The 23,833-nt window shown below is 72.0% G+C and carries 19 protein-coding genes; 12 read left to right on the forward strand and 7 right to left on the reverse strand.

Going from position 1 to position 23,833, the window contains the following annotated elements; all coding sequences use genetic code 11:
* Positions 1-23: 23 nt before the first annotated feature.
* Positions 24-878: a helix-turn-helix transcriptional regulator gene (locus KUM39_RS05655; protein ID WP_308288045.1), complete on the reverse strand. Its 855-nt coding sequence runs from the start codon at positions 876-878 to the stop codon at positions 24-26.
* Between the two features lie 598 nt (positions 879-1,476).
* Here KUM39_RS05655 and KUM39_RS05660 point away from each other — a divergent pair.
* Together KUM39_RS05660 and KUM39_RS05665 are read left to right on the forward strand one after the other, a co-directional pair.
* On the forward strand, positions 1,477-2,745 hold the full coding sequence (locus KUM39_RS05660) for a ParA family protein (protein WP_217784273.1): 1,269 nt from the start codon (positions 1,477-1,479) through the stop codon (positions 2,743-2,745).
* Positions 2,742-3,962, forward strand: coding sequence for a ParB/RepB/Spo0J family partition protein (locus tag KUM39_RS05665; RefSeq protein ID WP_217784274.1), 1,221 nt, complete (start codon positions 2,742-2,744; stop codon positions 3,960-3,962). The genes KUM39_RS05660 and KUM39_RS05665 overlap by 4 nt, the downstream gene beginning before the upstream one ends.
* Positions 3,963-4,130: 168 nt before the next feature.
* Here KUM39_RS05665 and KUM39_RS05670 read toward each other — a convergent pair whose 3' ends face one another.
* Both KUM39_RS05670 and KUM39_RS05675 read right to left on the reverse strand, forming a co-directional pair.
* Positions 4,131-5,099, reverse strand: a complete 969-nt coding sequence (locus KUM39_RS05670) for an aldo/keto reductase (protein ID WP_217784275.1) — start codon at positions 5,097-5,099, stop codon at positions 4,131-4,133.
* Positions 5,100-5,116: 17 nt separating this feature from the next.
* A complete protein-coding gene (locus KUM39_RS05675; protein ID WP_217784276.1) occupies positions 5,117-5,893 on the reverse strand; it encodes an SDR family NAD(P)-dependent oxidoreductase in 777 nt (258 codons plus the stop codon).
* A gap of 394 nt (positions 5,894-6,287) precedes the next feature.
* Between KUM39_RS05675 and KUM39_RS05680 the strand changes: the two genes are divergently transcribed.
* The 6 genes from KUM39_RS05680 (at position 6,288) to KUM39_RS05705 (ending at position 15,383) form a co-directional block, all read left to right on the forward strand.
* Positions 6,288-7,298, forward strand: coding sequence for an alcohol dehydrogenase catalytic domain-containing protein (locus tag KUM39_RS05680; RefSeq protein WP_217784277.1), 1,011 nt, complete (start codon positions 6,288-6,290; stop codon positions 7,296-7,298).
* A gap of 106 nt (positions 7,299-7,404) precedes the next feature.
* Positions 7,405-8,310, forward strand: coding sequence for an SDR family oxidoreductase (locus KUM39_RS05685; RefSeq protein WP_217784278.1), 906 nt, complete (start codon positions 7,405-7,407; stop codon positions 8,308-8,310).
* A 119-nt stretch (positions 8,311-8,429) separates the two neighbouring features.
* Positions 8,430-9,914: an aldehyde dehydrogenase family protein gene (locus KUM39_RS05690; RefSeq protein WP_217784279.1), complete on the forward strand. Its 1,485-nt coding sequence runs from the start codon at positions 8,430-8,432 to the stop codon at positions 9,912-9,914.
* Positions 9,915-10,068: 154 nt separating this feature from the next.
* Positions 10,069-11,691 carry an FUSC family protein gene (locus KUM39_RS05695; protein WP_217784280.1) on the forward strand — a complete coding sequence of 541 codons (1,623 nt, stop codon included), beginning with the start codon at positions 10,069-10,071 and terminating at the stop codon, positions 11,689-11,691.
* Positions 11,692-11,917: 226 nt separating this feature from the next.
* Entirely contained in the window at positions 11,918-14,710 is a 2,793-nt protein-coding gene (locus tag KUM39_RS05700) for an ATP-binding protein (protein ID WP_217784281.1), read from the forward strand.
* Between the two features lie 187 nt (positions 14,711-14,897).
* Entirely contained in the window at positions 14,898-15,383 is a 486-nt protein-coding gene (locus KUM39_RS05705) for an SRPBCC family protein (RefSeq protein ID WP_217784282.1), read from the forward strand.
* A gap of 63 nt (positions 15,384-15,446) precedes the next feature.
* Here KUM39_RS05705 and KUM39_RS05710 read toward each other — a convergent pair whose 3' ends face one another.
* Entirely contained in the window at positions 15,447-16,016 is a 570-nt protein-coding gene (locus KUM39_RS05710) for a TetR/AcrR family transcriptional regulator (protein WP_217784283.1), read from the reverse strand.
* Between the two features lie 86 nt (positions 16,017-16,102).
* On the opposite strand from KUM39_RS05710, the gene KUM39_RS05715 reads away from it, so the two are divergent.
* Together KUM39_RS05715 and KUM39_RS05720 are read left to right on the forward strand one after the other, a co-directional pair.
* Complete coding sequence (locus KUM39_RS05715; protein WP_217784284.1) at positions 16,103-16,918, forward strand: LysR family transcriptional regulator; 816 nt, start codon at positions 16,103-16,105, stop codon at positions 16,916-16,918.
* Positions 16,919-17,091: 173 nt separating this feature from the next.
* On the forward strand, positions 17,092-17,934 hold the full coding sequence (locus tag KUM39_RS05720) for an SDR family oxidoreductase (RefSeq protein WP_217784285.1): 843 nt from the start codon (positions 17,092-17,094) through the stop codon (positions 17,932-17,934).
* Between the two features lie 97 nt (positions 17,935-18,031).
* On the opposite strand, the gene KUM39_RS05725 is transcribed toward KUM39_RS05720, so the two are convergent.
* Positions 18,032-18,337 (reverse strand): WhiB family transcriptional regulator, encoded by a 306-nt coding sequence (locus tag KUM39_RS05725; RefSeq protein WP_217784286.1) that lies wholly within the window; start codon positions 18,335-18,337, stop codon positions 18,032-18,034.
* Between the two features lie 457 nt (positions 18,338-18,794).
* On the opposite strand from KUM39_RS05725, the gene KUM39_RS05730 reads away from it, so the two are divergent.
* Together KUM39_RS05730 and KUM39_RS05735 are read left to right on the forward strand one after the other, a co-directional pair.
* Positions 18,795-20,240: an aldehyde dehydrogenase gene (locus KUM39_RS05730; protein ID WP_217784287.1), complete on the forward strand. Its 1,446-nt coding sequence runs from the start codon at positions 18,795-18,797 to the stop codon at positions 20,238-20,240.
* 124 nt (positions 20,241-20,364) lie between these two features.
* On the forward strand, positions 20,365-21,954 hold the full coding sequence (locus tag KUM39_RS05735) for an MDR family MFS transporter (RefSeq protein ID WP_217784288.1): 1,590 nt from the start codon (positions 20,365-20,367) through the stop codon (positions 21,952-21,954).
* Here the strand turns inward: KUM39_RS05735 and KUM39_RS05740 are convergent.
* Both KUM39_RS05740 and KUM39_RS05745 read right to left on the reverse strand, forming a co-directional pair.
* Positions 21,909-22,814, reverse strand: a complete 906-nt coding sequence (locus KUM39_RS05740) for an amidohydrolase family protein (RefSeq protein WP_217784289.1) — start codon at positions 22,812-22,814, stop codon at positions 21,909-21,911. The genes KUM39_RS05735 and KUM39_RS05740 overlap by 46 nt on opposite strands.
* The gene (locus KUM39_RS05745; protein WP_372455717.1) at positions 22,811-23,791 is read right to left on the reverse strand and encodes an aldo/keto reductase; all 981 of its coding nucleotides are present in this window, start codon (positions 23,789-23,791) and stop codon (positions 22,811-22,813) included. Before KUM39_RS05745 ends, KUM39_RS05740 begins: the two co-directional genes overlap by 4 nt.
* Between the last annotated feature and the right edge of the window lie 42 nt (positions 23,792-23,833).

Here is a 23,833-nt window from a genome sequence, read left to right on the forward strand (position 1 = left end):
TACCTACCGCCGGCGCGGGGAAGCTACGGCTGACACAGGGAAGCGAGCTGGAGTTCGGCCGGGCTGCCGGACGGGGTGCTGACCCAGACCAGTCGCTGGCGGCCGTCCTCGCTGCACACGTTCAGCAGATCCACCTCGACCGTGCCGAGCGCCGGATGCAGGAACCGCCTGCGCTCCCGCTGGTCCACCGTCACCTCGCCCTGCGCCCAGACCCGGTCGAACTCCTCGCTGTTCTGCCGCAGTCTGCTGATCATCAGCCGGGTCTCCTCGTCTCCCCCGCGCCGGGCAGCGCACGCCCGCAGATCGGCGACGAGCACACCGGAGATGAACGCGTGGTCCTCCGCCGGGTGGACCAGCCGCAGTTCCGGCTCGGCGAACCACCGGTAGATCATGCTCGCCTCCATCCCCTTCGTCGGCAGCGGTGCCTGGAACAGCGCTCGGCCCACCTCGTTCTGGAGCAGCGGGACATAGAGGTCCGTCATGATCATCGCCGGGACCGCGCCCAGCAGCTCCATCAGGACGACGAGCGCCCGCTGCGGACGGAGCCGCTCCTGCTCCGGGGCGGGCAGCACCCGGCCCGCCACATGGAAGAGATACGTCTGCTCCTCCACGTCCAGGCGCAGGGTGCGGGCCAGCGCGCTCAGCATCTGCGCGGACGGCTGCGCTCCCCTGGCCTGCTCCAGTTCCGTGTAGTACGCCAGGGACACCCCGGCGAGCTGCGCCACTTCGGCCCGGCGGAGTCCCGCGACGCGACGGCGCGGGCCGGGCACGATGCCCACCTCACCGGGCGGGATACGGCGGCGCCTGGTCTTCAGGAAGGCCCCGAGTTCGGGCAGATCCATGCTGTGTCGCCAGCCGTTCGTCTCGTCCTCAAGCACCGGGACGAGGTTCCCGACGCCGGTACCGCCGCACTCCGGGTCACCTGCGCGACGGCCCGGCGAGCGTATCCAGGGCACCTGACCCTGCCAAGGCCGCTCCGTGACCGGGCCGGGCTATTACGCCGTAATAGCCCGGCGAGCCGACAGCCCGGGACAGCACCTGCCCTGCCCTCGGAGGCTCCTGGCGGGGCCGACCTATTACGTCGTAATAGCTCCGGCGCCCCTACCGGGCGCCCTCATCCGGCCCCCCTCCCCCGCGCCGAGCTATTACGCCGTAATAGCTTCGGCCTCCGCTCGGTGCCCCGTCCGGCTCGCCTCTCCCCCGCGCCGACCTATTACGTCGTAATAGCTCCGGCCCCCATCCGGCCCCCGCCCGCAACCCGACCCCGCAGCCCGACCCGGCAACCCCACCCGGCCCCCCTCCCCCGCGCTGAGCTATTACGACGTAATAGGCCGGGTGGGCGTCGGTTGGGGGATGGGGGGTTCTGGGGTGGTGTGGGGGGTATGGCGGTGTGCGGTGGTATCTGATGGGGTGACAGGTCGTCTAACTAACGTGTCAATGGGGCCTGGCGGGGCGGACGTTAGTATGGTGTCTCTCATGAGTTCGCCAGCCACCTCCAGCGACCGCGAGAAGGTCGTCTCCAAGCTGCCGGGATGGCTCCGGCAGAACCTCAAGATCAGAGCCGCACAGCACGGCATCGAGATCCAGGCGGCCGTGGAACAGGGCATCACCGAGTGGTGTCGCCTGGCCGCCTCCCCGCCCACGCTCGACACCGCCGGTGCCGACTCCTTCTCCACCTTCCTGCCCACCGGGCAGTGGGAGGAGTTCCGGAGTGTCGCCGCCGACCGCAGGGTCTCCCTCACTCAGGGCCTCGCCCAGGCCGTCCAGTTCTGGCTGGACACCAACCCCGCCCCGAACGTGGCGCGTCCGGCCGTCACCCGCCGCATCGTCGTCTGCAACCAGAAGGGCGGAGTCGGCAAGACGGCCATCACCGCCGGTCTGGGCGAAGCGCTCGCCGAGGACGACAACGCGCTGCACCCGGTCAGGGTCGCCAAGGCGCTCGCCAAGGCGCTGCGCACCAGTGAGGCCGCCGACGGCGAGGAGCGGATCGAGGCGAGCAACCCGCTCGATGTCGAGAACCTGCCCGGCCTCGGGCTGCGGGTACTGCTCGTGGACTTCGACCCGCAGTGCCACCTCACCAACCAACTGGGCGCCACTCCCCTGCCATTGACCGGTGACAGCCTCACCAATCACATGGCGGGCGACCCCAAGGGCGACCTGCGCGACCTGATCGTCTCCGTGGACGAGGAGTCGTTCGGCGGCAGGCTCCATCTGCTGCCCGCCTGCAACGACGCCTTCCTGCTGGACGTGCGTCTCTCCGCCGTGCGCGCGCGGGAAGCCGCGCTGGAGCGGGCGCTGTCCCCGCTGGAGGACGACTACGACGTCATCCTCGTGGACTGCCCGCCCAGCCTCGGCCTCAGCATGGACGCCGCCGCCTACTACGGCCGCCGCCGTGACGGCGAGAAGCTCGGCCAGTCCGGCGCGCTCATCGTCGTCCAGGCCGAGGACAGCTCCGCCGACGCGTACGAACTGCTCACTACCCAGATCGACGATCTGCGCGGTGACCTCCAGATCGACATCGACTACCTCGGGATCGTGGTCAACCTCTACGACTCGCGGCGCGGCTACATCGCCACCTCCTCGCTCCAGGGGTGGGTGGACATAAAGGATCCGCGGGTCGTCGGCCTCATCGGTGATCTCAAGGAGCAGAAGGAAGCGGTCCGGGTGAAGAAGCCGCTGCTGTCCTACGCGCCCCGCTCGCAGCAGGCCGTGGGTATGCGCGCGCTCGCCAGGGAGGTGTCATGAGCAAGGCCGACCAGCTCGGCGCGGGCCGGTTCGGTGGGGGAGTGCGCCCGGTCAGCGCGCGTCGTCAGGCGGTCGCCGCCGCCACCGGCGTCCCCACCGACGGGGTGGCCCCGCCCACCGAACTCCCCCCGCACCGGATCAGCCCCAACCCGGACAACCCCCGCTCCACCCTCGGTGATCTCACCGACCTCGCGGGCAGCCTGCGCACCCACGGCCAGAAGCAGGCCATCACGGTGATGAACCGGGACGCCTACATCAAGGTCAATCCGGGACGCGAAGCCGACCTGGAGGCCGACGCCGCCTATGTCGTCATCGACGGCAGCAGTCGGCTGGCCGCCGCCCGTGAGGCCGGACTCGTCACCCTCAAGGTAATGGTCAGCGATGAACAGGGCACCAACGCCGAGGAGTTGCTGGAGTCCGCCCTCGTCGCCAACATCCACCGCCAGGACCTGGAGGAGCTGGACGAGGCCCGGGCCCTGCAACGGCTGCTTGGTATCCACGGCAGCCAGACCGCTCTCGCCAAGCGGCTGCACCGCTCCCAGGGCTGGGTCTCCCAGCGGCTCGCCCTGCTCAACCTCACTCCGGAACTCCAGCAGCGCATCGGCCAGGAGCCGATCGACCTCCTGCGGGCCGTCGGCAACAAGCCGCACGACCAGCAGGAAACGGCGCTGGAGGAACTGAAGGCCGAGCGGCTGCGCAAGGAGGCGGAGAAGTACGACCGCCGCCAGCGCACCCTGGAGGAACGCCAGGTACCGCGTCAGCAGACCGGGCCCGGTTCCGGGGCGCGGAGCGAAAGCGCCGTGGGCGCGGAGGACACCGGGGGCGACGGGGATGCCGCGGATGCCGGGGACACGTTCGCCGGTGCTTCGGAGGGCGCGAGCTATTACGACGTAATAGAGGACGCCCCCGAGGACGCCCCCGAGGACCGTGCCGATGAGGTGGCGGAGGTCGTCACGGAGACGGTGGGGGAGGGGAGTGGTGCGACGGCTCCGGTCGCCGCCACGACCTCGGCTGTGCCGACCGCACCGGTCGGCTCGCCCGCTCCGGCCGTCACGGCTCCGCAGAAACTCCCCTACGACAACGGCACGTTCGTTGCCATGCACCTCATCCGGAAGATGAGCGACGTGGAGTTCGACCGCATGCTGCAGATCCTCAACGATCACCAGCGGCAGCGGACGGCCACCGCCGACAGCGAAGACCCCGCTATTACGACGTAATAGCGGGGCGGGTGAACTGGAACGGGCGGCCGTTCTCCAAAGGGGGGGAGGAGAACGACCGCCCTGCCCCTGCGCCCCGTCGGGGTGGCAGGGAGTCTTCAGCAGGTACACGGGGTGGGTGGGAGAAGTGGTTCAACCCCGGTACGGAAATGTTTTTTTGACGTGGAGTCAGCGGTCGATGGGGGACATGTCCGCGTACCGGTCGCCCAGGGGTGGGGCTACCGCGTCCAGCCGGTCCAGCTGATCGGCCGTCAGCTTCACCTGGGCCGCACCGAGGTTCTCCTCCACCCGTGAGACCCGCTTGGTGCCGGGGATCGGGACGATGTCCTCGCCCTGGGCGAGCAGCCAGGCCAGCGCGACCTGCGCCGGAGTGCCGCCCACCTCGGCGGCGACGTCCTCCACGACCGTGACGATGGAGAGGTTGTGGTCGAGAGCGTCCGCCGTGAAGCGCGGGTTGCTCTTGCGGAAGTCGCCGTCCGCCAGCTCCTGGGGGCTGCGGATGCTGCCGGTGAGGAAGCCCCGGCCCAGCGGGGCGTACGCGACGAAGCCGATGCCGAGTTCCCGGAGCAGGGGAAGCAGTGCGCGCTCCGGCTCGCGGCTCCACAGGGAGAACTCGGTCTGGAGCGCGGTCACCGGGTGCACGGCGTGCGCGCGGCGGATCGTCTCGGGGGAGGCCTCGGAGAGCCCGATGGAGCGGACCTTGCCCTGCCGGACCAGCTCGGCGAGCACACCGACCGTCTCCTCGATGGGCGTCCCCGGGTCCACCCGGTGCTGGTAGTACAGGTCGATACGGTCCGTGCCGAGCCGTTTCAGGGAGCCCTCGACGGCGGTGGTGATGCTCGCGGGGGAGCTGTCCAGACCGCGCTCGCCGCTCGGGTGGGAGATCTGCCCGAACTTGGTGGCCAGCACGACCTGGTCCCGGCGGTCCGCGATCGCCCGGCCGACCAGCTCCTCGTTGGTGTACGGGCCGTACACCTCGGCGGTGTCGATCATCGTCACCCCGAGGTCCAGCGCCCGGTGGATCGTACGGACCGACTCGGCGTCGTCCGAGCCGGCGCCCGCGTAGAAGGCGGACATGCCCATGCAGCCCAGGCCGATCCGGGAGCTGTCGAGACCGCCGAGAGAAACCCGCTCCATCACTGCCGCCTCTCGTCTCAGGAACGCGGGAACGGCACGGAGGTCAGCTCCTCCAGCGTCGCCAGCAGATCGTCCTGGAAACCGGTGTCCAGCGCGGCGAGCGCCGCGGGCACTTCCTTCTGGTGGTAGAAGTACTGGCCGGTCACCTTCGCCTCGGGGTCCTCGCTCACCGCGAGCCACGCCTGCGTGATGTGGGCCTGGGTGATGTCGTCCGGTGCGCCGGGGCCGCCCATCTTGGTGGGCACCCAGCCGGGCTCCAGGGAATTGCTCAGCACCTCCGGCCAGAGCCGGGCGACGGCGAACGCGAGCGTGGCGTCGTACAGCTTGCTGTCGGAGTACGCCTGCGAGCCGTTCCACGGACGGCGCTCCCAGTCCAGGTCGCGGGTGTCGCCCCGGCCGCCTTGGTGCATGCCGCTGCTCAGATAGACCAGGCGCTTGGGGCGGTGCATCAGGGAGGTCAGGATGTAGGGCGCGAGCACGTTGATGGCGAGGACGTGCGCGTGCCCGTCCTCGGTGGTGATCTTGGCCCGCTCGCGGTAGCCGACACCGGCGTTGTGGATCACGGCGTCGAAGGGGTCCAGCTCGTTGGCCTGCTCGGCGAGGCGGACGGTCTGTTTCCGGCTGGACAGATCGGCCGCGAGGACCGTCTCCGCCTCCGGGAGCCGCTCGCGCAGTTGCTGCGCCCGCCGCTCGTTCCTGGCATGCCCGATGACCGTGTGTCCCTGCTCGACGAGCAGCCGGGCCGCGGCCAGACCGAGCCCGTCGGTCGTGCCGGTGATGAAAACGCGGGCCATGAAAGTGCTCCTTCCCGCTGTCGGTGCTGATGGGGGGCGCGGTGCGCCGTGTTTTCCATGCTCGGGGAGGCGGCGCGACCGGACATCGGTCATGTGACTGGCCCCGGGCACGTCACCCGGTGTCCGTTCGGGCGGACACCGGAGCCGGGACCCCGGCGGCCCCGTCCCGGCCCTTCCGTTCGGCGCCCCGCCCCCGGTGTTCCCCGGGCGCGGACCGGAGCGGACACACGGGTGGGCACCGCCACCGTCGAGCCACCGAACTGCTCGCAGTCATTTGACGCATCCGCCGCAATCGGTACACGGCGAACACTCAAGGGCAGACGCAGACGGCCTGTCCGGCCGTGAAGGCACGCGGCTCCGGCCGTGAGAACCCGAGGAACCCGAGGTCCCACTCATGCACGCTGCCATCGCCACCGCGGTTGACGCACCGCTGTCCCTCGCCGAGCGCGACATCCCCGAGCCCGGCTTCGGCGAGGTACTCGTCCGGGTGACCGCCTGCGGGGTCTGCTTCTCCGACCTCAACCTGATCCGCGGCCACTATCCCTTCGCCCGCTTCCCCGTCATCCCCGGCCACGAGATCACCGGTGTGGTCGAGGCCACCGGCCCCGGTGTCACCTCGCCCGCCGTCGGCACGGCCGTCGGCGGACAGTTCCTGTACGACTCCTGCGGCCACTGCGACTACTGCGTGCGCGGCGAGCAGATCCTCTGCACCGCCAAGCGGATCACCGGAATCGTCGCGGACGGCGGCTACGCCGAGTACGTGATCCTCAAGGCCGGTTACGTCACCGAACTGCCCGCCGGGCTCGACCCGGTGGCCGCCGCACCCCTGATGTGCGCGGGCATCACCGCGTTCAACGGGCTGCGGCAGGGCGGAGTGAAGGCCGGTTCGCGGGTCGCGGTCGTCGGCGCGGGCGGCATCGGCGCGCTCGCCATCAACTACGCGGTGGCGATGGGCGCCCGGGTCGCCGTGATCGGCCGCTCGCAGAGCGGTGCCGACGCCGCCAAGGAGATGGGCGCCGAACTCTACGTCGCCACCCAGGACAACGACCCGGCGCAGGAGCTCAAGCAGTGGGAGGGCGGCGCCAACGTCGTGCTGAACGCGGCCCCCTCCACCGCGGCGGGCGCCGCCACCCTCGGCGGTCTCGCCCCCGACGGCACCCTCGTGTTCTGCGGCTACGGTGCCGAGCCGCTCCAACTCCCCATCCAGCCGATGGTGTTGAACCGGCTGCACGTGATGGCCTCGCCGTCCGGCTCGCCGCACGACATGCGCGACACCCTCGCGTTCTCCGCGGCCCACGGCATCCTCCCCAAGGTCACGCCGATCACGCTGGACGACGCCCCCGCCGCGCTGGACGCGATGGCGGCGGGCCGCAGTTCCGGGCGCTCGGTCATCACCTTCGCGTGACAACTCCCCCTGTCACCGGCGGACTTGGTGCCTGCCTCCGTCCGCCTCTCCTCTCTTCCCCTCCCCTCTCTTCCCCTTTCCTCTCCACTCGTTTCCAGGAGTCATCATGAGCAAGACCATCCTCATCACCGGGGCCGGTTCGGGCTTCGGCGCGCTCAGCGCCCGTGAGCTGGCCAAGGCGGGCCACACCGTCTACGCCGCGATGCGCGACACCCGTGGCCGCAACGCCGGACGCGTCGCGGACGCCGCGCAGTGGGCCGCCGACAACGACGCCGACCTGCGTACCGTCGAACTGGACGTGCTCTCCCAGGAGTCGGCCGACGCGGCGATCAAGACCGTGATCGACCAGGCCGGTCGTATCGACGTCGTCGTGCACAACGCGGGACACATGGTGACCGGTCCGACCGAGGCGTTCACCCCCGAGGAGATCGCCGCCGTCTACGACACCAACGTGCTCGGTACCCAGCGGGTCAACCGCGCCGTGCTGCCCCGGCTGCGCGAGCAGGGCGAGGGTCTGCTGCTGTGGATCGGCTCCACCAGCACGCGCGGCGGCACCCCGCCGTACCTCGCGCCGTACTTCGCCGCCAAGGCCGCGATGGACTCCCTCGCGGTGAGCTACGCGGCCGAGCTGGCCCGGTTCAACATCGAGACGACCATCGTGGTTCCCGGTTCCTTCACCAAGGGCACCAACCACTTCGCCACCGGCGGCCACCCGGCCGACGAGCAGACCGTGAAGGCGTACGAGGCGCTCTACCCCGGCCTGGTGGAGCAGGTGAGCCAGCGGCTCGCCGCGCTCGCCCCCGCCGACGCCGATGTCTCGCAGGTCGCCGACGCGGTGGTGCAGGTCGTGGACACTCCGCACGGCGAGCGGCCGTTCCGGGTGCACGTGGACCCCGCGAACGACGGTTCGGAAGAGGTCAGCGACGTCGCGGACCGTATCCGCCGGGAGTTCCTCTCCCGGGTCGGCCTGGAGGACGTGCTCCACCCGCACGCCCTGCACCCGCAGCACTGAACCACCCAGCGAGAACCCTTCCGTACGGGGCTGTGCCGGATTCCCGGCGCGGCCCCGCGGCCTGACCGCACCGGGCCCACCCGCCCGGGAACAAGCACATCGACCAGCAGGAGCAAGCGATGATCGACCAGATCCAGGAACGGGCGCTCGGCACACGAGGTCTGCTCATCGGCGGCACCGAGGTACCGGCCGCCTCCGGACGCACCACCGACGACATCAACCCCGTGACCGGAGAGGTGTATCTGACCGTCCCGGCCGCCGGTGCCGAGGACGTGGAGCGCGCGGTCGCCGCCGCGCACGCCGCCTTCCCCGGCTGGGCCGCCACCGCGCCCTCCACCCGCCGCGCGCTGCTGGAGAAGGCCGCCGATCTGCTGGAGGAGCGGGCCGACGAGTTCACCGGGATCATGCTCCAGGAAACCGCCGGAACCCGTACCTGGGCGGCGTTCAACATCCGGATGTCCGCCGAACTGCTGCGCCAGGCGGCCACGATGGCGACCCGGCCGTCCGGTGCGCTGCTGGCGACCGACGTGCCGGGGGAGTGGTCGATGGCGGTGCGCTCGCCCGCCGGTGTCGTCGCCGCCTTCGTCCCCTGGAACGGTCCGCTGATCCTGTGCGCCCGCGCGGTCGCGGTCGCGCTGGCCACCGGTAACCCGGTGGTCATACGGCCCAGTGAGGACGCCCCCGTGACCAGCGGGTTCTTCCTCGCCGACGTGCTCTCGGCGGCGGGCGTCCCGGACGGCGTCGTCAATGTCGTCACCAACGACCGCGCGGACGCGCCCGGTGTGGTGGAGGCGCTGATCGCGGACGACCGGGTCACGCGGGTCAACTTCACCGGTTCGACCCCGGTCGGCCGGATCGTCGGACGGCTCGCGGGCGAGCATCTCAAGCCCGTCATCCTGGAGTTGGGCGGCAAGAATCCCATCCTCGTACTGGACGACGCCGACCCCGAGTACGCGGCCTCCGGGGTGACCCTGGCGAAGTTCATGAACTCCGGCCAGATCTGCATGTGCGTGGACCGGGTCATCGTGCAGAACGGTGTCGCGGACGCGTTCGTCCGTGCCTTCGTCGCCAAGGTCGCCGCGCTCGGGCAGGGCGACCCGGACCGGCCGGACACCCTGGTCGGCCCGCTGGTCAACACCCGGGCCGCCGAGCGGGTCGCCGGTCTGGTCGCGGACGCCGTGGAGAAGGGCGCCGAGGTGCTGTTCGGCGGCGGCCCGGCGGACGGCGCGTTCTACCCGGCCACCGTCCTCGACAAGGTCACCCCGGACATGCGGATCTACCACGAGGAGGTCTTCGGCCCGGTCGCCACGATCTTCCGCGTGGACACCGTGGACGAGGCCGTCGATCTCGCCAACGACACCGAATACGGCCTGTCCAGCGCGGTGTTCACCGAGAACGCCACCCGCGGTCTCGACGTGGCCCGGCGGCTGCGGCACGGTGCCACGCACGTCAACGACCAGTCGGTGGCCGACGAGCCGCAGGCTCCGGTGGGCGGCGTGAAGAACAGCGGCTACGGCCACTTCGGCAGCGAGTGGGGCGCGGAGTTCTTCACCGAGACCCGCTGGGTGACGGTGGCCGACCGGCACTCCGAGTACCCGGTCTGACCCGTCAGACCCGATCGCACGCCCCGGCGCACGCGACGCGGAAGGCTGCCGTACCGGCCGTACGGGATCACCCGCACCGGCCGTACGGCAGCCGCGTACCCGTGTCCGGAGCACCCGTCGTCCCCGGCCTTCCGCCGATCAGGAGCCGTCCGTCATGACCCCAGCGTCGCCGTCCGACCCGGCAGGCCGCCCCGTCCCGCCTCGTCAACACGCCCTGTCCGCAAAGCTGTTGCGGACCCGGTCCGCGCCCCAGCGGTTCCGTACCGCGACCATCGCGGGGGTCTGCATGGCGCTGCCGATGGCGCTCGCGTTCGGCGCGGGGCGGCCCGGACTGGGTGCCGTGGGTGGGCTCGGCTCGCTCGCCGCGCTGTACGGCCGCCCCGGTCCGCCCGCGAGGGACGCCCGCGCGGTGGCCTTCGCCACGCTCGGCCTGGCCGCCGGGTTCCTCCTCTGTTCCACGGCGCAGGGCCACGCCTGGCTCGCGGTGCTGGTCACCGCCGGGTGGGCGGGCGTGGTCACCGTCGTCTGCGGCGCGTTCGCGGCCCGGCCGCCGGGCATCGTGATGCCGGTGCTGGTCGGCGCGGTCGCCACCGCGCTGCCACCCGGCGATCCGCTGCCGCTGACCGGCGCGGTCGCGGCGACCGGCCTGCTGGCGACCCTGCTGGTGTGGGGGAGCGCGGCCCTCCGCGATGTCCGCGCCAGGCACACCGCGACCCCGTCCGCGCCCACCCGGCCGACTCGCGGCACGCCGGGGGACCTCACCGCCCCGCACCGTTCGGCGCGTCACCTCTTCTGGCGACCCCACGTCCACATCCTGGGCTGGGCCGGGCTGCGCACGGCCGCCGGGGTCGGGCTCGCCGGTGTCCTCTCCCTGGCCGTCGGGGCCCCGCATCCCTTCTGGGCGCTCGCCGCCGCCGCCGCGGTGCTGGCCGCGGGGAACCAGGCGGCCAGCGTCAACGACCGTGCCCTGCTGCGTGGCGCGGGCACGCTGGCGGGCTGTCTGGTGGCCGGGGGAGTCTTCGCGGCGGCTCCGGGGCCCACGGCGATCGTGGTGCTGCTCGCCCTGTTCGCGTTCGTCACCGAGTGCGTGGTGGCGCGCAACTACGCGCTGGCGATGGTGTTCGTGACGCCGATGGGCATCCTGCTGTCCGCCGTGGCGTCGCCGGTCGCGGCCGGACCGTGGGCGCTGACCGGGGAACGGCTGCTCCAGACGGTGCTCGGATGCGTCGGCGCGGTGGCCGTCGGCCAGCTCGTCACCGTGCGCTGGGCGGTCGCCCGACGGCTTCAGGCCGTACGGGGGGTACTGCGGGCGGCGGCGGACGTGGTCGCATGGCCGGAACCGGACGGTCCGGGCGCCGCGCGCGCGGAGCTGCTCGGCCGTGAGGTCCGTCATCTCGCCCTGGTCTCGGAGCGGGTGGCGGGTGAGCGGCGTTCGGTGCGGGAGGGAACCGCGCGGCTGGACGCTGTCGTAGCGGGCGCCGACGCGGTGGCGCGGGAAGCGTTGCGGCGCCGTGCGGCGGCCGGGGACGGCGACCAGGATTACGCCGAGAGCCTGCGCGCTCTGGCCGCGCTCTTGGACACCCAGCATTCCGAAAATGGACAGAACGGACTTCTCAAAACTCAACCGGCATATGAGTCGGTGGATTTGGCGAATCTGTCGGACAGCGTGCGAGATTGGATCTTCACACGGGGTATCGGTGCGGGGAGTCGTGGTGCAGCGTCGTCGGCCGAAGGCTTCGGGGGTGGGGGAGTGCGGATGCCCCGGGCACGAATTTAGGCTTGCATAGCATAGATTCGGCCGATTAGTCTTAATGTCGCCTGCAAGATCGGGTTAAATCTCAAGGCCGTGTGCCTCGGAGAGCCTGTCCGGGCCCTCCGGGCTTCCGCGACGGGCGACATCGGCACGAAATATCGGCCGAGCTGCCTCCACGGCGGGAAGGTGACCGCAAGTGGGTATGCAGGGTTCCGTTGCCCACACGGCCCCACGGAGGAGAGACCGGCCGATGGATTCCACCCCAGTGCATCATTCGCGGCTGCTGATCGGCAGGACAGAGGAACTCCACTTCATCCGCCGCTTCTTCACCGAGGCATCCGTCAGGGGTGGCGCCCTGGTCATCACCGGTGACCCCGGCATCGGCAAGTCGGCCCTGCTGGGAGCCGTCACCGAGGACGCACAGGCCAACGGCGCCACCGTGCTGCGGGTGGCGGGCGTCCAGTTCGAGGCCGACATCAGCTACTCCGGCCTCAACCAGCTCGTCGTCCCCCTCCTGCCGTACCTGGACGGACTCGGCGCGGCGCACCGGGACGCGCTGCGGGTGGCGACCGGCATCGGCTCCGGGACCGCCCCGGACCGGCTGCTCGTCTCGACGGCGACCCTGCTGCTGCTCCGCCAGGTCGCGGAGAAGGCACCCGTGCTGCTCGTCGTGGACGACGTGCCCTGGCTCGACCGGTCCACCGCCGTCGTCCTCGGGTTCGTCGCCCGCCGCCTCATCGGCAGCCGGATCGGCTTCCTGGCCTCCGCCCGCTCCGACACCGACGGCTACTTCGAACGCGGTGGCCTGCCCGAACACGTCGTGCGCGCCCTCGACGACGACGCGGCGCATGATCTGTTGCGCGCCGTCCACCCCCGGCTGGCCTTCAGTGTCCGCCGCCGCATCGTCACCGAGGCACGCGGCAACCCCCTCGCCCTGGTCGAACTCCCCGGAGTGCTCACCACCACCCAGCAGCAGGCCGAGACGGGCATGCCCGCCATCCTTCCGCTGGGCGAACGGCTCAAGGCGCTGTTCGCGGAACGCGTGGCGGAGCTGCCGCCCGGCAGCCGGGAGGCGCTGCTGCTCGCCGCACTCGACGGCACCGGCGACCTCGCCGTCATCGAGCAGGGCGTCGGCCCCTCCTACGTGGACGACCTGGGCCCGGCCGAACGCGCGCGGGTCGTCACCGTGGACCTGGCCGCGTACCGGCTGGCGTTCAGTCATCCGCTGCTGGCCTCCGCCGTGGTGGAGACCGCCACCTCCGGCGAGCGGCGCGAGGCGCACCGCAGGCTGGCCGACGCCCTGACCGGCCACCCCGAGCGCCGGGCCTGGCACCTGGGGGAGGCCGCCGTCACCGCCGACGAGGAGGTGGCCAAGCAACTGGAGGCCGCCGCCCAGCGCAGCCTGGCGCGTGGGGACGCCACCGGTGCCATCGCCGCCCTCTCCCGTGCCGCCCGGCTCAGCCCGCTGGCCCAGGACAAGAGCCGCAGACTCGCGGAGGCCGCGTACATCGGCGCCGACGCCGGTGGTGAACTGCGCAACGCCTCCGTCCTCCTCGACAACGCCCGCCGCGCCGACCCGGCGCTGCGCGGGTCCCTGCTGGCCGCCGCGGCCACCGCGCACCTGCTGATCAATACCGACGGTGACGTGGACACCGCGCACAGCCTCCTCGTCGGCGCCGTGGACGCCCACCTCGCCGGAGGTGAGCCGTACGACGAGTTCGCGCTCGCCGAAGCGCTCCACACCCTGCTGCTGATGTGCTGGTACGGCGGCCGGGCCGAGATGTGGGAACCGCTGTTCCAGGCGATGGACACGCTCGGTGACCGCGTACCCGAACTGCTCTGGCTGACCGCGCACACCTTCGGTGACGCGGCCCGTACCGGTGTGCTGGCCCTGGACCGGCTGGACCGGGCGCTGCGCGCCGCCGCCGAGGAGACCGATCCGACACGGGTCATCCGCCTGGGCACCGCTTCCGTCTACCCCGACCGCCTCGGTGAACTGCGCGAGGCGTCCTGGCGCGTGGTCCGCCAGGGCCGCCGGGGCGAGAGTCCCGCCCGCCGTCACCTCGGTGCGCTGATGCATCTGTGCGTGGAGTATCTGTTCGCCGGGCGCTGGGAGGAGGTGGACGGCCTCACCGAGGAGGGCCTGCGGATCTGCGAGGAGCAGGAGTTCAGCTTCTTCGTCTGGTACTTCCGCTACTGCCAGGCGTACGTCGCCGCCGGGCGCGGACAGAGCGACACCAGCCGGGTGCTCAGCGAGCAGATCGTGCAGTGGGCCGCGCCGCGCGGCGCCCACGGTGCCGCCCTGTGGGCCGCGCAGGCACGGGCGCTGTGCGCGCTCGGCGGCGGCGACTTCGAAGAGGCGTACCGCCAGTCCTGTCTGATCTCCCCGCCCGGCGAACTCGCCCCCTATGTACCGCACGCCCTGTGGAACGCCCTCGACCTCGTCGAGTCCGCGATCCGCACCGGCCGCACCGAGGAGGCCCGGGCCCACGCCCGTGCCGTCGAGGAGTCGGAGATGGCCGGGCTGTCCCCGAGGATGCGGATGCAAGCGGGCGCCGTGGCGGCGCTGACCGCCGGGGGAAAGAAGGCCAGAGCCCACTTCGAGGCCGCCCTCGACAGCGATCCGGGCCGCCGCTGGCCCTTCGAGCACGCTCGGGTGGAGCTGCTGTACGGCGAGTATCTGCGCCGCGCCCGCAGCACCGGCGAGGCCCGGACCCAGCTGGCGTCCGCGCTCACCGCGTTCCGGGGCCTGGGCGCCGCACCCTGGGCGGACCGGGCCGCCGCCGAACTCCGCGCGGCGGGGGAGACCCTGCCCCGCGAGACCGGCGAGGGTGCCAAGGCGCTGCTCACTCCGCAGGAACTGGAGATCGCCACGCTCGCCGCGACCGGCCTCACCAACAAGCAGATCGGTGAGCGGCTGTTCCTGTCCCACCGGACCGTCGGGTCACACCTGTACCAGATCTATCCCAAGCTCGGGATCACCACCCGTGCGGCGCTGCGCGACGCTCTCGCCGCCCTCGACGAGGTACCCACGGCGGGCTGACCGGCATGTTTGGCCTCGCGCGTCGGTGCGGGGCGGGCCGATGGGGCCGCTCCGCATCCGACAGTCACATGACGGATGCGGAGATCCGCCGGGGCGCGCGACGCTAGGGGATGAGCGGCCCCTGCCCCGATGCATTTGCGGTCGCGTCAGAACGACGTCGCGGGCTCAGCGAGGGGAATACGACGACATGCCCACCGACCACGAGGGCCTGAGGATTCACTGGCCCGCCGGGTTCGCCCCGGACGAGGCCGACTACCACTTCCAGGCCAGGATCACGGTCAAGGCAGCACCCGAAGGGGTTTTCTGCTGTCTGGCCGACCTCAACCGCTGGCCGCTGTGGGTGCCCGGCGTCACCGAGGCCGGCCCGACCATGTCGGGCGGTCCCCTCGCCCTTCAGGAGTCCTTCCGGGTGAGGCTCTTCGGTGTGGGCCTCGAATGCCTGGTCGGGGAGTGGCAGCCGGGCGCCCGCCTCGGCTGGTCCGGGCTCGGACCGGGCCTGCACTTCTACCACGCCTGGACGTTCGAGCCGCGCCAGGACACCACCGTCGTGGTCACCGAGCAGACCGCGCGCGGAGCGACCGCCGTCACCATGCGCGACGGGCATCCCGAGTGGGAGAACTTCCTGCGCTACGGCTGGCTCGACTCCCTCAAGCAGCGGGCCGAGGTCCGCTGACGCACACCGAGCCCCCCGCCGTCCGCCGGTTCACCAGCCCGGACGGCGGGGCAGGCCAAGCCCTCAGGCTTTCGGCAGCAGCCGTTCCGTGACCGCCTCCACCGCCGCGACGACGGCCGCGCGGTGCCGCTTCAGGCGGGCGCCCTCGTCGTCACCGGCCGGGTTGCGGATGGCCGGCGGGGTGAACAGCCACGACTGGGCGGCGGCGAGCGCGATCATCAGGGCGTCCATGCCGGTCTCCAGATCGGCCCCGTAGGCGTCCGCGACGGCCTGCGCCTTGCTGAGATGCGACTCCAGTTCGGCCGCCGAGGCCTCCGGGCGCTCCAGCATCTTCCACTGGGTCAGCCGGATCAGCTCCGGGTCGGCGACGAACGCGTCGAACAGCGCACCGGTGTACGCGGGCAGATCCGCCGGTGTGAAGCCGACGACGTCCACGAGCAACTGGATACGGGCTTCCAGGACGGAGTCGAACAGTTCGTCCTTGGAGCCGAAGTAGGCGTAGATCGCCTGTTTGTTCGCCGGAGCGTTCTTGGCGATGCGCTCGACGCGCGCTCCGGCGAGGCCGTGTGCGACGAACTCCTCGTGCGCGGCCTCCAGCAGCCGGGCACGCGTCGCGGAAGAGTCATAACCCATGACCCCAGCCTAAAATACAAACGTCTGGATGGAACACCTCGGTGGCCGGGATGCCCGGCCGCGAGATGCGGCGATACCCTGGACGCATGAATCGTCTGGAGACCCGGGACCTCGTGTACTTCGCGGAGATCGCCGAGGAACTGCACTTCAGCAAGGCTGCGGAGAACCTGGGCATCTCCCAGCCGGTGCTCTCGCGGGCCATCGCGCGGCTGGAGCGGCGGATGGGTGTCCGGCTGCTCGACCGCACGAGCCGACGGGTGGAGCTGACGGAGGCGGGGCGCACCTTCCGCGACGAGTGCCGCCACCTCCTGCGCGGCCTGGACATCGCGGTACGGCGCACCCGGCGGGCCGCCGACGCGCCCCGGCTGGTCGTGGCGGTACGGCCCGGCACCGGCAGCGGGCTGCTCACCCAGGTGCTGAGCCGCTACACCGGTCCCGAGCCCGAGCTGGTCTTCACGCACGAACGGGCGGCGGCCGTCCGGGACGGGATCGCGGACATGGCGCTGGTGTGCCTCGGCACCGAGGACATCAGCGGGCTGCGGGGCGTGGAGGTGGGGGAGGAGCTGCCGATGGCGCTGCTGCCCGTGGGGCACCCTCTCGCCGGTCGCTCGGCGCTCGGTGTGGCCGACCTCGTGGACGAGCCGGGCTATCGCGCCCGCTGCCCCGAGATCGGCATCGACGAGATCATGGACCGGGTCGCGCTCGGGCGGCTGGTCACCGTGGTCGGCTCGGCCGCGTCCGAGCGTCTGCCCCGGGACGTGGTGGCCGTGCCGGTCACCGACCTTCCGCCGACCACGCTGGCGTTCTGCTGGTCGCCCACCACCCGGAATCCCGGCCTGCTGGACCTTGTGCAGCGGCTGGCGGCGGACGAGACGACGGGACGGCTGGTACGCGCGGCGTGACGCCGGGTCCGGTGGGGGTGAGCCCCTCCGCCCGGTCGGCGTGGGTCTCCCCGTAGGTGGCGCAAGGGGACGTTTGGTGTTCCCCGCCGCGCGGACTAGTATTCAACCATCCGGTTGGATTTGATTCCGGCGGGGCCGTCCAGCCCGGCCGGACAGGCTGGGAGGCCGTTCGCATGACGACTCGTACGTGGTTCATCACCGGCATCAGCAGCGGCTTCGGCCGCGAGATGGCGCGGCAACTGCTGGAGCGGGGCGACCGTGTCGCCGGTACGGTCCGCGACCCCGACAGTGTCAAGGACCTCGCCGCACGGTTCCCCGAACGGCTGTGGACCGCGCGGCTGGACCTGACCGAGACCGCGGAGATCCGGCCGGTCGTGGACCGGGCGTTCGCCGAACTCGGCCGCATCGACGTGGTCGTCAACAACGCCGGTTACGCACTGCTCGGCGCGGCCGAGGAGGTCAGTGACGACCAGATCGCCCACGCCGTCGCCACCAACCTCGTCGGCTCCATCCAGGTGACCCGCGCCGCCCTGCCGCACCTGCGGGCCCAGCAGGGGGGCCGCATCATCCAGGTCTCCACCTGGGGCGGCCAGGCCGCCGCACCCGGCGGCGCCTTCTACCACGCCACCAAGTGGGGCATCGAGGGGTTCACCGAGGCCACCGCGCTCGACGTCGCCGGTTTCGGCATCGGCGTCACCATCGTGGCGCCCGGCGGGACCGACACCGACTTCCGCAGCCGCAGCGCCCAGTTCGGGACACCGCTCCCCGCGTACGACGACAGCCCGGCCAGCGGTGTCCGCGCGCTGCGCAGCATGCCGCCGGGCAACGGTGATCTCCCGGCGATGGTCCGTGCGATCCTCGACAGCGCCGAGCAGACGCCCGCCCCGCGTCGCGTGATCCTCGGCAGCGACGCCCAGACCTACATCTCCCGCGCCCTCGCGGACCGGCTCGAAGAGGCCCGCAATCAGCGGGAGTCGGCGGCGGCGGTCGATATCCGCCCGGCGGAAGGCCGCTGACGACAGGCCCTGGTCCGGCACTTTCCGGCCCGGCTTCCGCTCCGGCGGGAGCCGGGCTTTCGTATGCCGTGGCGTCCCGTCGCCCCCGGGGTGTCTCTCAGACGTCCGGGTCCGTGCCGGTCGTGATACCGGCGAAATGCCGGGTCCGCGCGGTGATCAGCAGGAGCTGCCAGGACTCCACGTCCGGCCTGCGGCGCAGCAGCGCCCGCCGCTCCCGCTCCGTCATACCGCCCCAGACGCCGTGCTCGATCCGGTGGTCCAGCGCGTACGCCAGACACTCCGTGCGCACCGGGCAGTTCCCGCACACCGCCTTGGCGCGGTGCTGCGCCGCGCCCTCCACGAACAGGGCGTCGGGGTCCGTGCTCCGGCACGCGCCCCGCTCCGCCCACAGGTAATCCGTCATCACCCGGTGTCGCCCCTCCCCAGCCACGTCCGCGTCGGCCGTTCCCCCGGCCGGAGCGTCGGACGATCACGCTAACCCTCCGGTCCCGGATTCGCCATTGCATGTACATGCATGGGGGAGTTTGGTATCCTCCCGCGCCGCCGGACGGTAATCCCTTGCGTGGTAAGGAAGTTGAGCCTTTCCTTCTGTGTCCGGCGACGGCCGCGCCGGGTGTTCTTCCGGCCGGTGTTCTTCCGTCCGGCGCGATGGCCGGAACCCGTCGGCTCCGGCCCGGACGGCGCCCCCTCGCCCGTGTCCGGGGGCCGTCCCGCCCGTCCCTCCCCGTCGTGAACAGCCTCCCCGCCGTGTTGAAGCGTGGGGCATAAACCACATGGCTGCGCCGTTACACCTATCAAGTGCTACATTGGAGTGACAGTTAGGGCTTGGGTCCTGCTGGTCCACTGGAAAGGAAACCGAAGTGATCACCTACGACCGGCTCTACATCGGCGGCACCTGGACCGAACCCAGCGACCCGGACCTGCTCGACATCCGCTCCCCGCACGACCAGTCCGTCGTCGCGCGGGCCGCCCAGGCGCGGCCCGCAGACATCGACCGCGCGGTGGCCGCCGCCCGCGCCGCCTTCGACAGCGGTGTGTGGAGCGGCACGGCACCGGCCGAGCGTCTGGCGCTGCTGCGCCGCTTCAACGAACTGCGGGAGGAGAACGCCGAGAAGGTCGCCTCCCTCATCACCGCCGAGAACGGTTCGGCCGGCTGGTTCACGCTGGCCGGGCAGGCCGGTCTGACCCGGCAGGCCAACGCCGTCTTCAAGGCGGCCGAGGAGTTCGACTGGGAGACCGCCCTCACCCCGTCCGACCCGGCCAACCCCTTCCGCAGCGTGGTGCGCCGGGAGGCGATCGGCGTCGTCGCGGCCGTCATCCCGTGGAACTCGCCGTTCTCCTCCGCGACCGCGAAGATCATCCCGGCGCTGCTCGCGGGCAACACGGTCGTCCTGAAGGTGTCCCCGGAGAACTCCCTCAGCATGGGCTTCCTCGCTGAACTCCTGGAGCGGACCGGGCTGCCGGAGGGCGTGATCAGCGTGCTGCCCGCCGACCGCGAGACCAGCGAGTACCTGATCTCCCACCCGGACGTGGACAAGATCGCTTTCACCGGCTCCACCCGTGCCGGACGCACCATCGCCTCCATCGCCGGACAGCAGCTCAAGCGGGTCAGCCTGGAACTGGGCGGCAAGTCGGCCGCGCTGATCCTTCCGGACGCCGATGTGCAGCAGGCGGTCCAGGGGCTGAAGTTCGGCTCGCTGCTCAACAACGGCGAGGCGTGCATCGCGCAGACCCGCATCCTCGCCCCGCGCGAGAAGTACGACGAGGTCGTGGCCGCGCTCGGGGAACTGGTCGCGTCGCTCAAGGTCGGTGACCCGCTCGACCAGGACACCTTCATCGGCCCGATGATCCGCCGCGACCAGCAGCAGCGCGTCATCGACTACATCAACATCGGTATCGAGGAAGGCGCCCGCCTGGTCACCGGCGGCCCCCAGGTCCCCGAGGGACTGGAGGGCGGCAACTATGTCACCCCGACCGTCTTCGCCGACGTGGACAACTCCATGCGCGTCGCCCAGGAGGAGATCTTCGGCCCCGTCCTGGTCGTCATCGCCTACGACGACGAGGACGACGCCGTCCGGCTCGCCAACGACTCCGAGTACGGCCTCTCCGGCGGCGTCTGGTCCGCCGACCCCGAGCACGCGCTCGCCGTCGCCCGCCGCCTGCGTACCGGCACGGTGACCGTCAACGGGGCACCGATCGGCTTCGACGGCCCCTTCGGCGGCTTCAAGAACAGCGGCGTCGGCCGCGAGTACGGCGCCGTCGGCCTCGGCACGTACACCGAGTACAAGACCGTCACCCTCGCCTGAGCCCGCCGGGAGCCGCTCCGGGGCCGTGCCGGTCGTACCGCCCGGCCCCGGAGCGGCGAGCCCTCGTGCCGCCCCCCTGCCCCCGCTCCCGTCTTCGCCTTCGTCCTCGAAAGGCCCTCTCCGCATGTCACAGGCATCCTCCCCGGCGTCAGCCGCGCCCAGGGTCGGGGCCGCCATGAGCGCCCTGGTCCTGGCGGTGCTGCTGGCCGCCCTCGACCAGACCATCGTCTCCACCGCCCTGCCCCGCATAGCCGAGGACCTGAACGGGTTCGCGTCCATCTCCTGGGTCAGCGCCGCCTATCTCCTCGCCTCCACCGCGGCCACCCCCCTGTGGGGGAAGCTGGGCGACATGTTCGGGCGCAGGCGTCTGTACCTCGTCTCCACCGGCCTCTTCCTGCTTGCCTCCGCCGCCTGCGGCCTCGCGCAGAACCTGCCCGAACTCATCGCCGCCCGTGCCCTCCAGGGCATCGGCGGAGGCGGCATGATCGTCCTCACCTTCGCCCTCGTCGGCGATGTGGTCCCGCCCGCCGAACGAGGCCGCTACCAGGGCATGTTCGGGTCCGTCTACGGCGTCGCCAGCATCGTCGGCCCGCTGCTCGGCGGCGTCTTCACCGACCAGCTCTCCTGGCGCTGGGCCTTCCTGATCAACCTGCCCGTCGGCGCCGTCACCCTCGTCATCGCCGCCCGCGCGCTGCCGTCCGGCGTCCGCCGCGCCACCGCCCGCATCGACTGCGCGGGTGCGCTGCTGCTCGCCGCGCTGGCCACCGGCATCGTCCTGGTCACCTCGTTCGGACAGCGCTGGGGCTGGGCGTCGCCCCGGATCATCGCCCTCGTCGCGGCCACCGCGGCCCTCGCCGCGATCCTGCCCGCCGTCGAACGCCGGGCCGCCGCACCGGTCCTCCCGGTGACCATGCTCGCCTCGCGCACCGTCGTGTTCGCCTCGCTGATCGGCTTCGTCGCCAACGCCGCGATGTTCAGCGTGCTCGTCTACCTGCCGACCTACCTCCAGATCGTGCACGGCGTCTCCGCCACCCTGTCCGGGGTGCACCTGCTGCCGCTGGTCGTCGGCCTCGTGGTCAGCCAGTCCCTGGCCGGGCGTTGGGCCGCGCACGCCGAACGGCTCCGTACGATCCTGGTCACCGGTCTCGCGCTGAACGTCGTCGGCCTGCTGCTCCTCGGCACCGTGGGCGCCGACACCCCGACCCTCGTGCTCAGCGGCTACTTCCTGGTGACCGGTGTGGGCATCGGCATGGTTCCGATGGTCGTGCTGACCGCCGTGCAGAACACCGTGGCCCCCGAGGACATCGGCGCCGCCAGTGCCGTCGTCACCTTCGCCCGCTCCATCGGGGCCGCCTTCGGCGTCGCCGTCTTCGGCACCCTTCTCACCTCAGGTTTCGCCGGTCGGCTCCGCGACCTCCCGTTGCCGCCCGCCTTCGACGCCGCCCGTCCCGAGACGGTCCGGTCCCTGTCCGGCGCCCTGCGGCCCGCGGTGCTCGACGCCTTCGCCCACGCCACCGGCGCCGGTTTCCTCTGGATCACCCCCCTCGTCGCGCTCGGCGCCTTCCTCGCCCTCCTGCTCGGGCCCGGCCGCGAGACACCCGCCGCGCCCCTGAGCGCACCGGCCCAAGCGGTCGGCGCCCATGACTCGGTCCCGGGCGGGCAGGGGGGTCAGGGCGAGGTCGTGCGGCCGGGGGACGGAGGGCGCAGCCGGTAGACCCGGGTCGCCGTGCCGGTGAAGACCGCGTGCCGTTCGGCCGCGCTCAGCGCCGACGTCAACTCCCGCGCGGCGCCCAGCACATCGGCGTACTCCGCGGCGAGCAGGCACACCGGCCAGTCGGAGCCGAACATCAGGCGCTCCGGGCCGAACGCCTCCAGCACCGTCTCCGCGTACGGCCGCAGGTCCGCCACCGTCCAGGTGTCCCAGTGGGCCTCGGTGACCAGCCCCGACAGCTTGCACACGGTGTTGGGCAGCGCCGCCAGCTCCCGGACCCCGTCCGGCCAGGAACCCGGCGCACCGGACGCCACCGGCGGTTTGCCGAGGTGGTCCAGGACGAAGGTGAGACCGGGCAGCAGCCGTGCCGCCTCGACGGCCGCCGGAAGCTGGTGCGGCTTCACCACCAGGTCGTAGGCGAGCCCCGCGTCCTGGAGCGCGGCCAGTCCCCGCAGCACCTCGGGGCGGACCAGCCAGCGCGGATCGGGTTCCTCCTGGACCTGGTGGCGGATGCCGACCAGCCGCTCCCCGCCGGGTGACGACCTGAGCGCGGCCACGGTGTCCGCGACGCCGGGCGCCGTCAGATCGGTCCAGCCGACCACACCGGCCACCAGATCGTCCCGCGCGGCCAGCGACAGGAACTCCGGTGTCTCCTCCGCGACGGTCACCGTCTGCACCAGCACCGTCGCGAAGACGCCCGCGGCCCGCGCGTGCGGTGCCAGGTCGGCGACCGTGAAGTCCCGCCGCAGCGGCGCCAGTTCGGGCCCGGTGATCCACTCCTGGTCCCGCACGGAGAGGTCCCACACATGGTGATGGGCGTCCACGATCCCGGTGTCCGGGGCCGGGCGGGGTGCGCCGCTCACGGCCGCTTCCCGGCGGGGGACGCCGTGGGCACCGGCACGCCCGGCGCGAGCAGGCCCCGCGCACGCAGGTCGTCCCACAGGGCATCGGGCAGGGGCAGCCGCAGCAGCTCCACGGTGTCCCGCACCTCCTCGGCGGAGCGTGCGCCGCTGAGCACCCGGTCCACCGCCGGATGCCCGAACGGGAAGCGGAGCGCCGCCGCCCGCAGCGGGACTCCGTGCGCCTCGGTGACCGACGCCAGCCGCCGTGCCCGGTCGAGCAACGAGTCGGGCGCGGGCGCGTAGTCGTAGGTGGCGCCCGCCTCCGGCGAGGTCAGCAGCCCGGAGTTGAAGACACCGCCGACGACCACGGTCCGGCCGCGTGCGGCGGCCTCCGGCAGCAGCTCGTCCAGTCCGTCCTGGTCCAGCAGGGTGTACCGCCCCGCGAGCAGCACCACGTCGATGTCCGTCTCGCGCAGGAAGCGGGCGGGCAGCGCCGACTGGTTCATGCCGATGCCGATGGAGCCGACGACACCCTCCGCGCGCAGCCGCTCCAGCGCCGGGTACGCCTCCCGCAGCGCCTGCTCGGCATGGTCGTCCGGGTCGTGCAGCAGGACCGTGTCCACCCGGTCGAGACCGAGCCGGTCCAGGCTCGCCGCCAGCGACTTCCGCACTCCCTCGGCGCTGAAGTCCCACACCCGGCGGTGCGTCGCCGGTACGGCGAAGCCGTTCGCCAGGTCGTCGCCGTCCCCGCCGCCCGGCACCGGTTCCAGGAGCCGCCCCACCTTGGTGGAGACCGTGTACTCCTGCCGGGACCGGGTCCGCAGCGCCTCGCCCAGGCGGCGTTCCGACAGTCCGAGCCCGTAGTGGGGCGCGGTGTCGAAGGCACGGACCCCCGCCTCCCAGGCGGCGTCCACGGCGGCCAGCGCGGCCTCGTCACCGACCGGCCGGTACAGGTTGCCGATCCCCGCGCAGCCGAGCGCGATCCGCGAGGGCGGCACCGCGCCGTCCCGCCCCGTCGTACCGTCGTCCCGCTCCGCCGT

Origin of the sequence: Streptomyces corallincola (assembly GCF_019104725.1) — a bacterium.
Classification (GTDB): domain Bacteria; phylum Actinomycetota; class Actinomycetes; order Streptomycetales; family Streptomycetaceae; genus Streptomyces; species Streptomyces corallincola.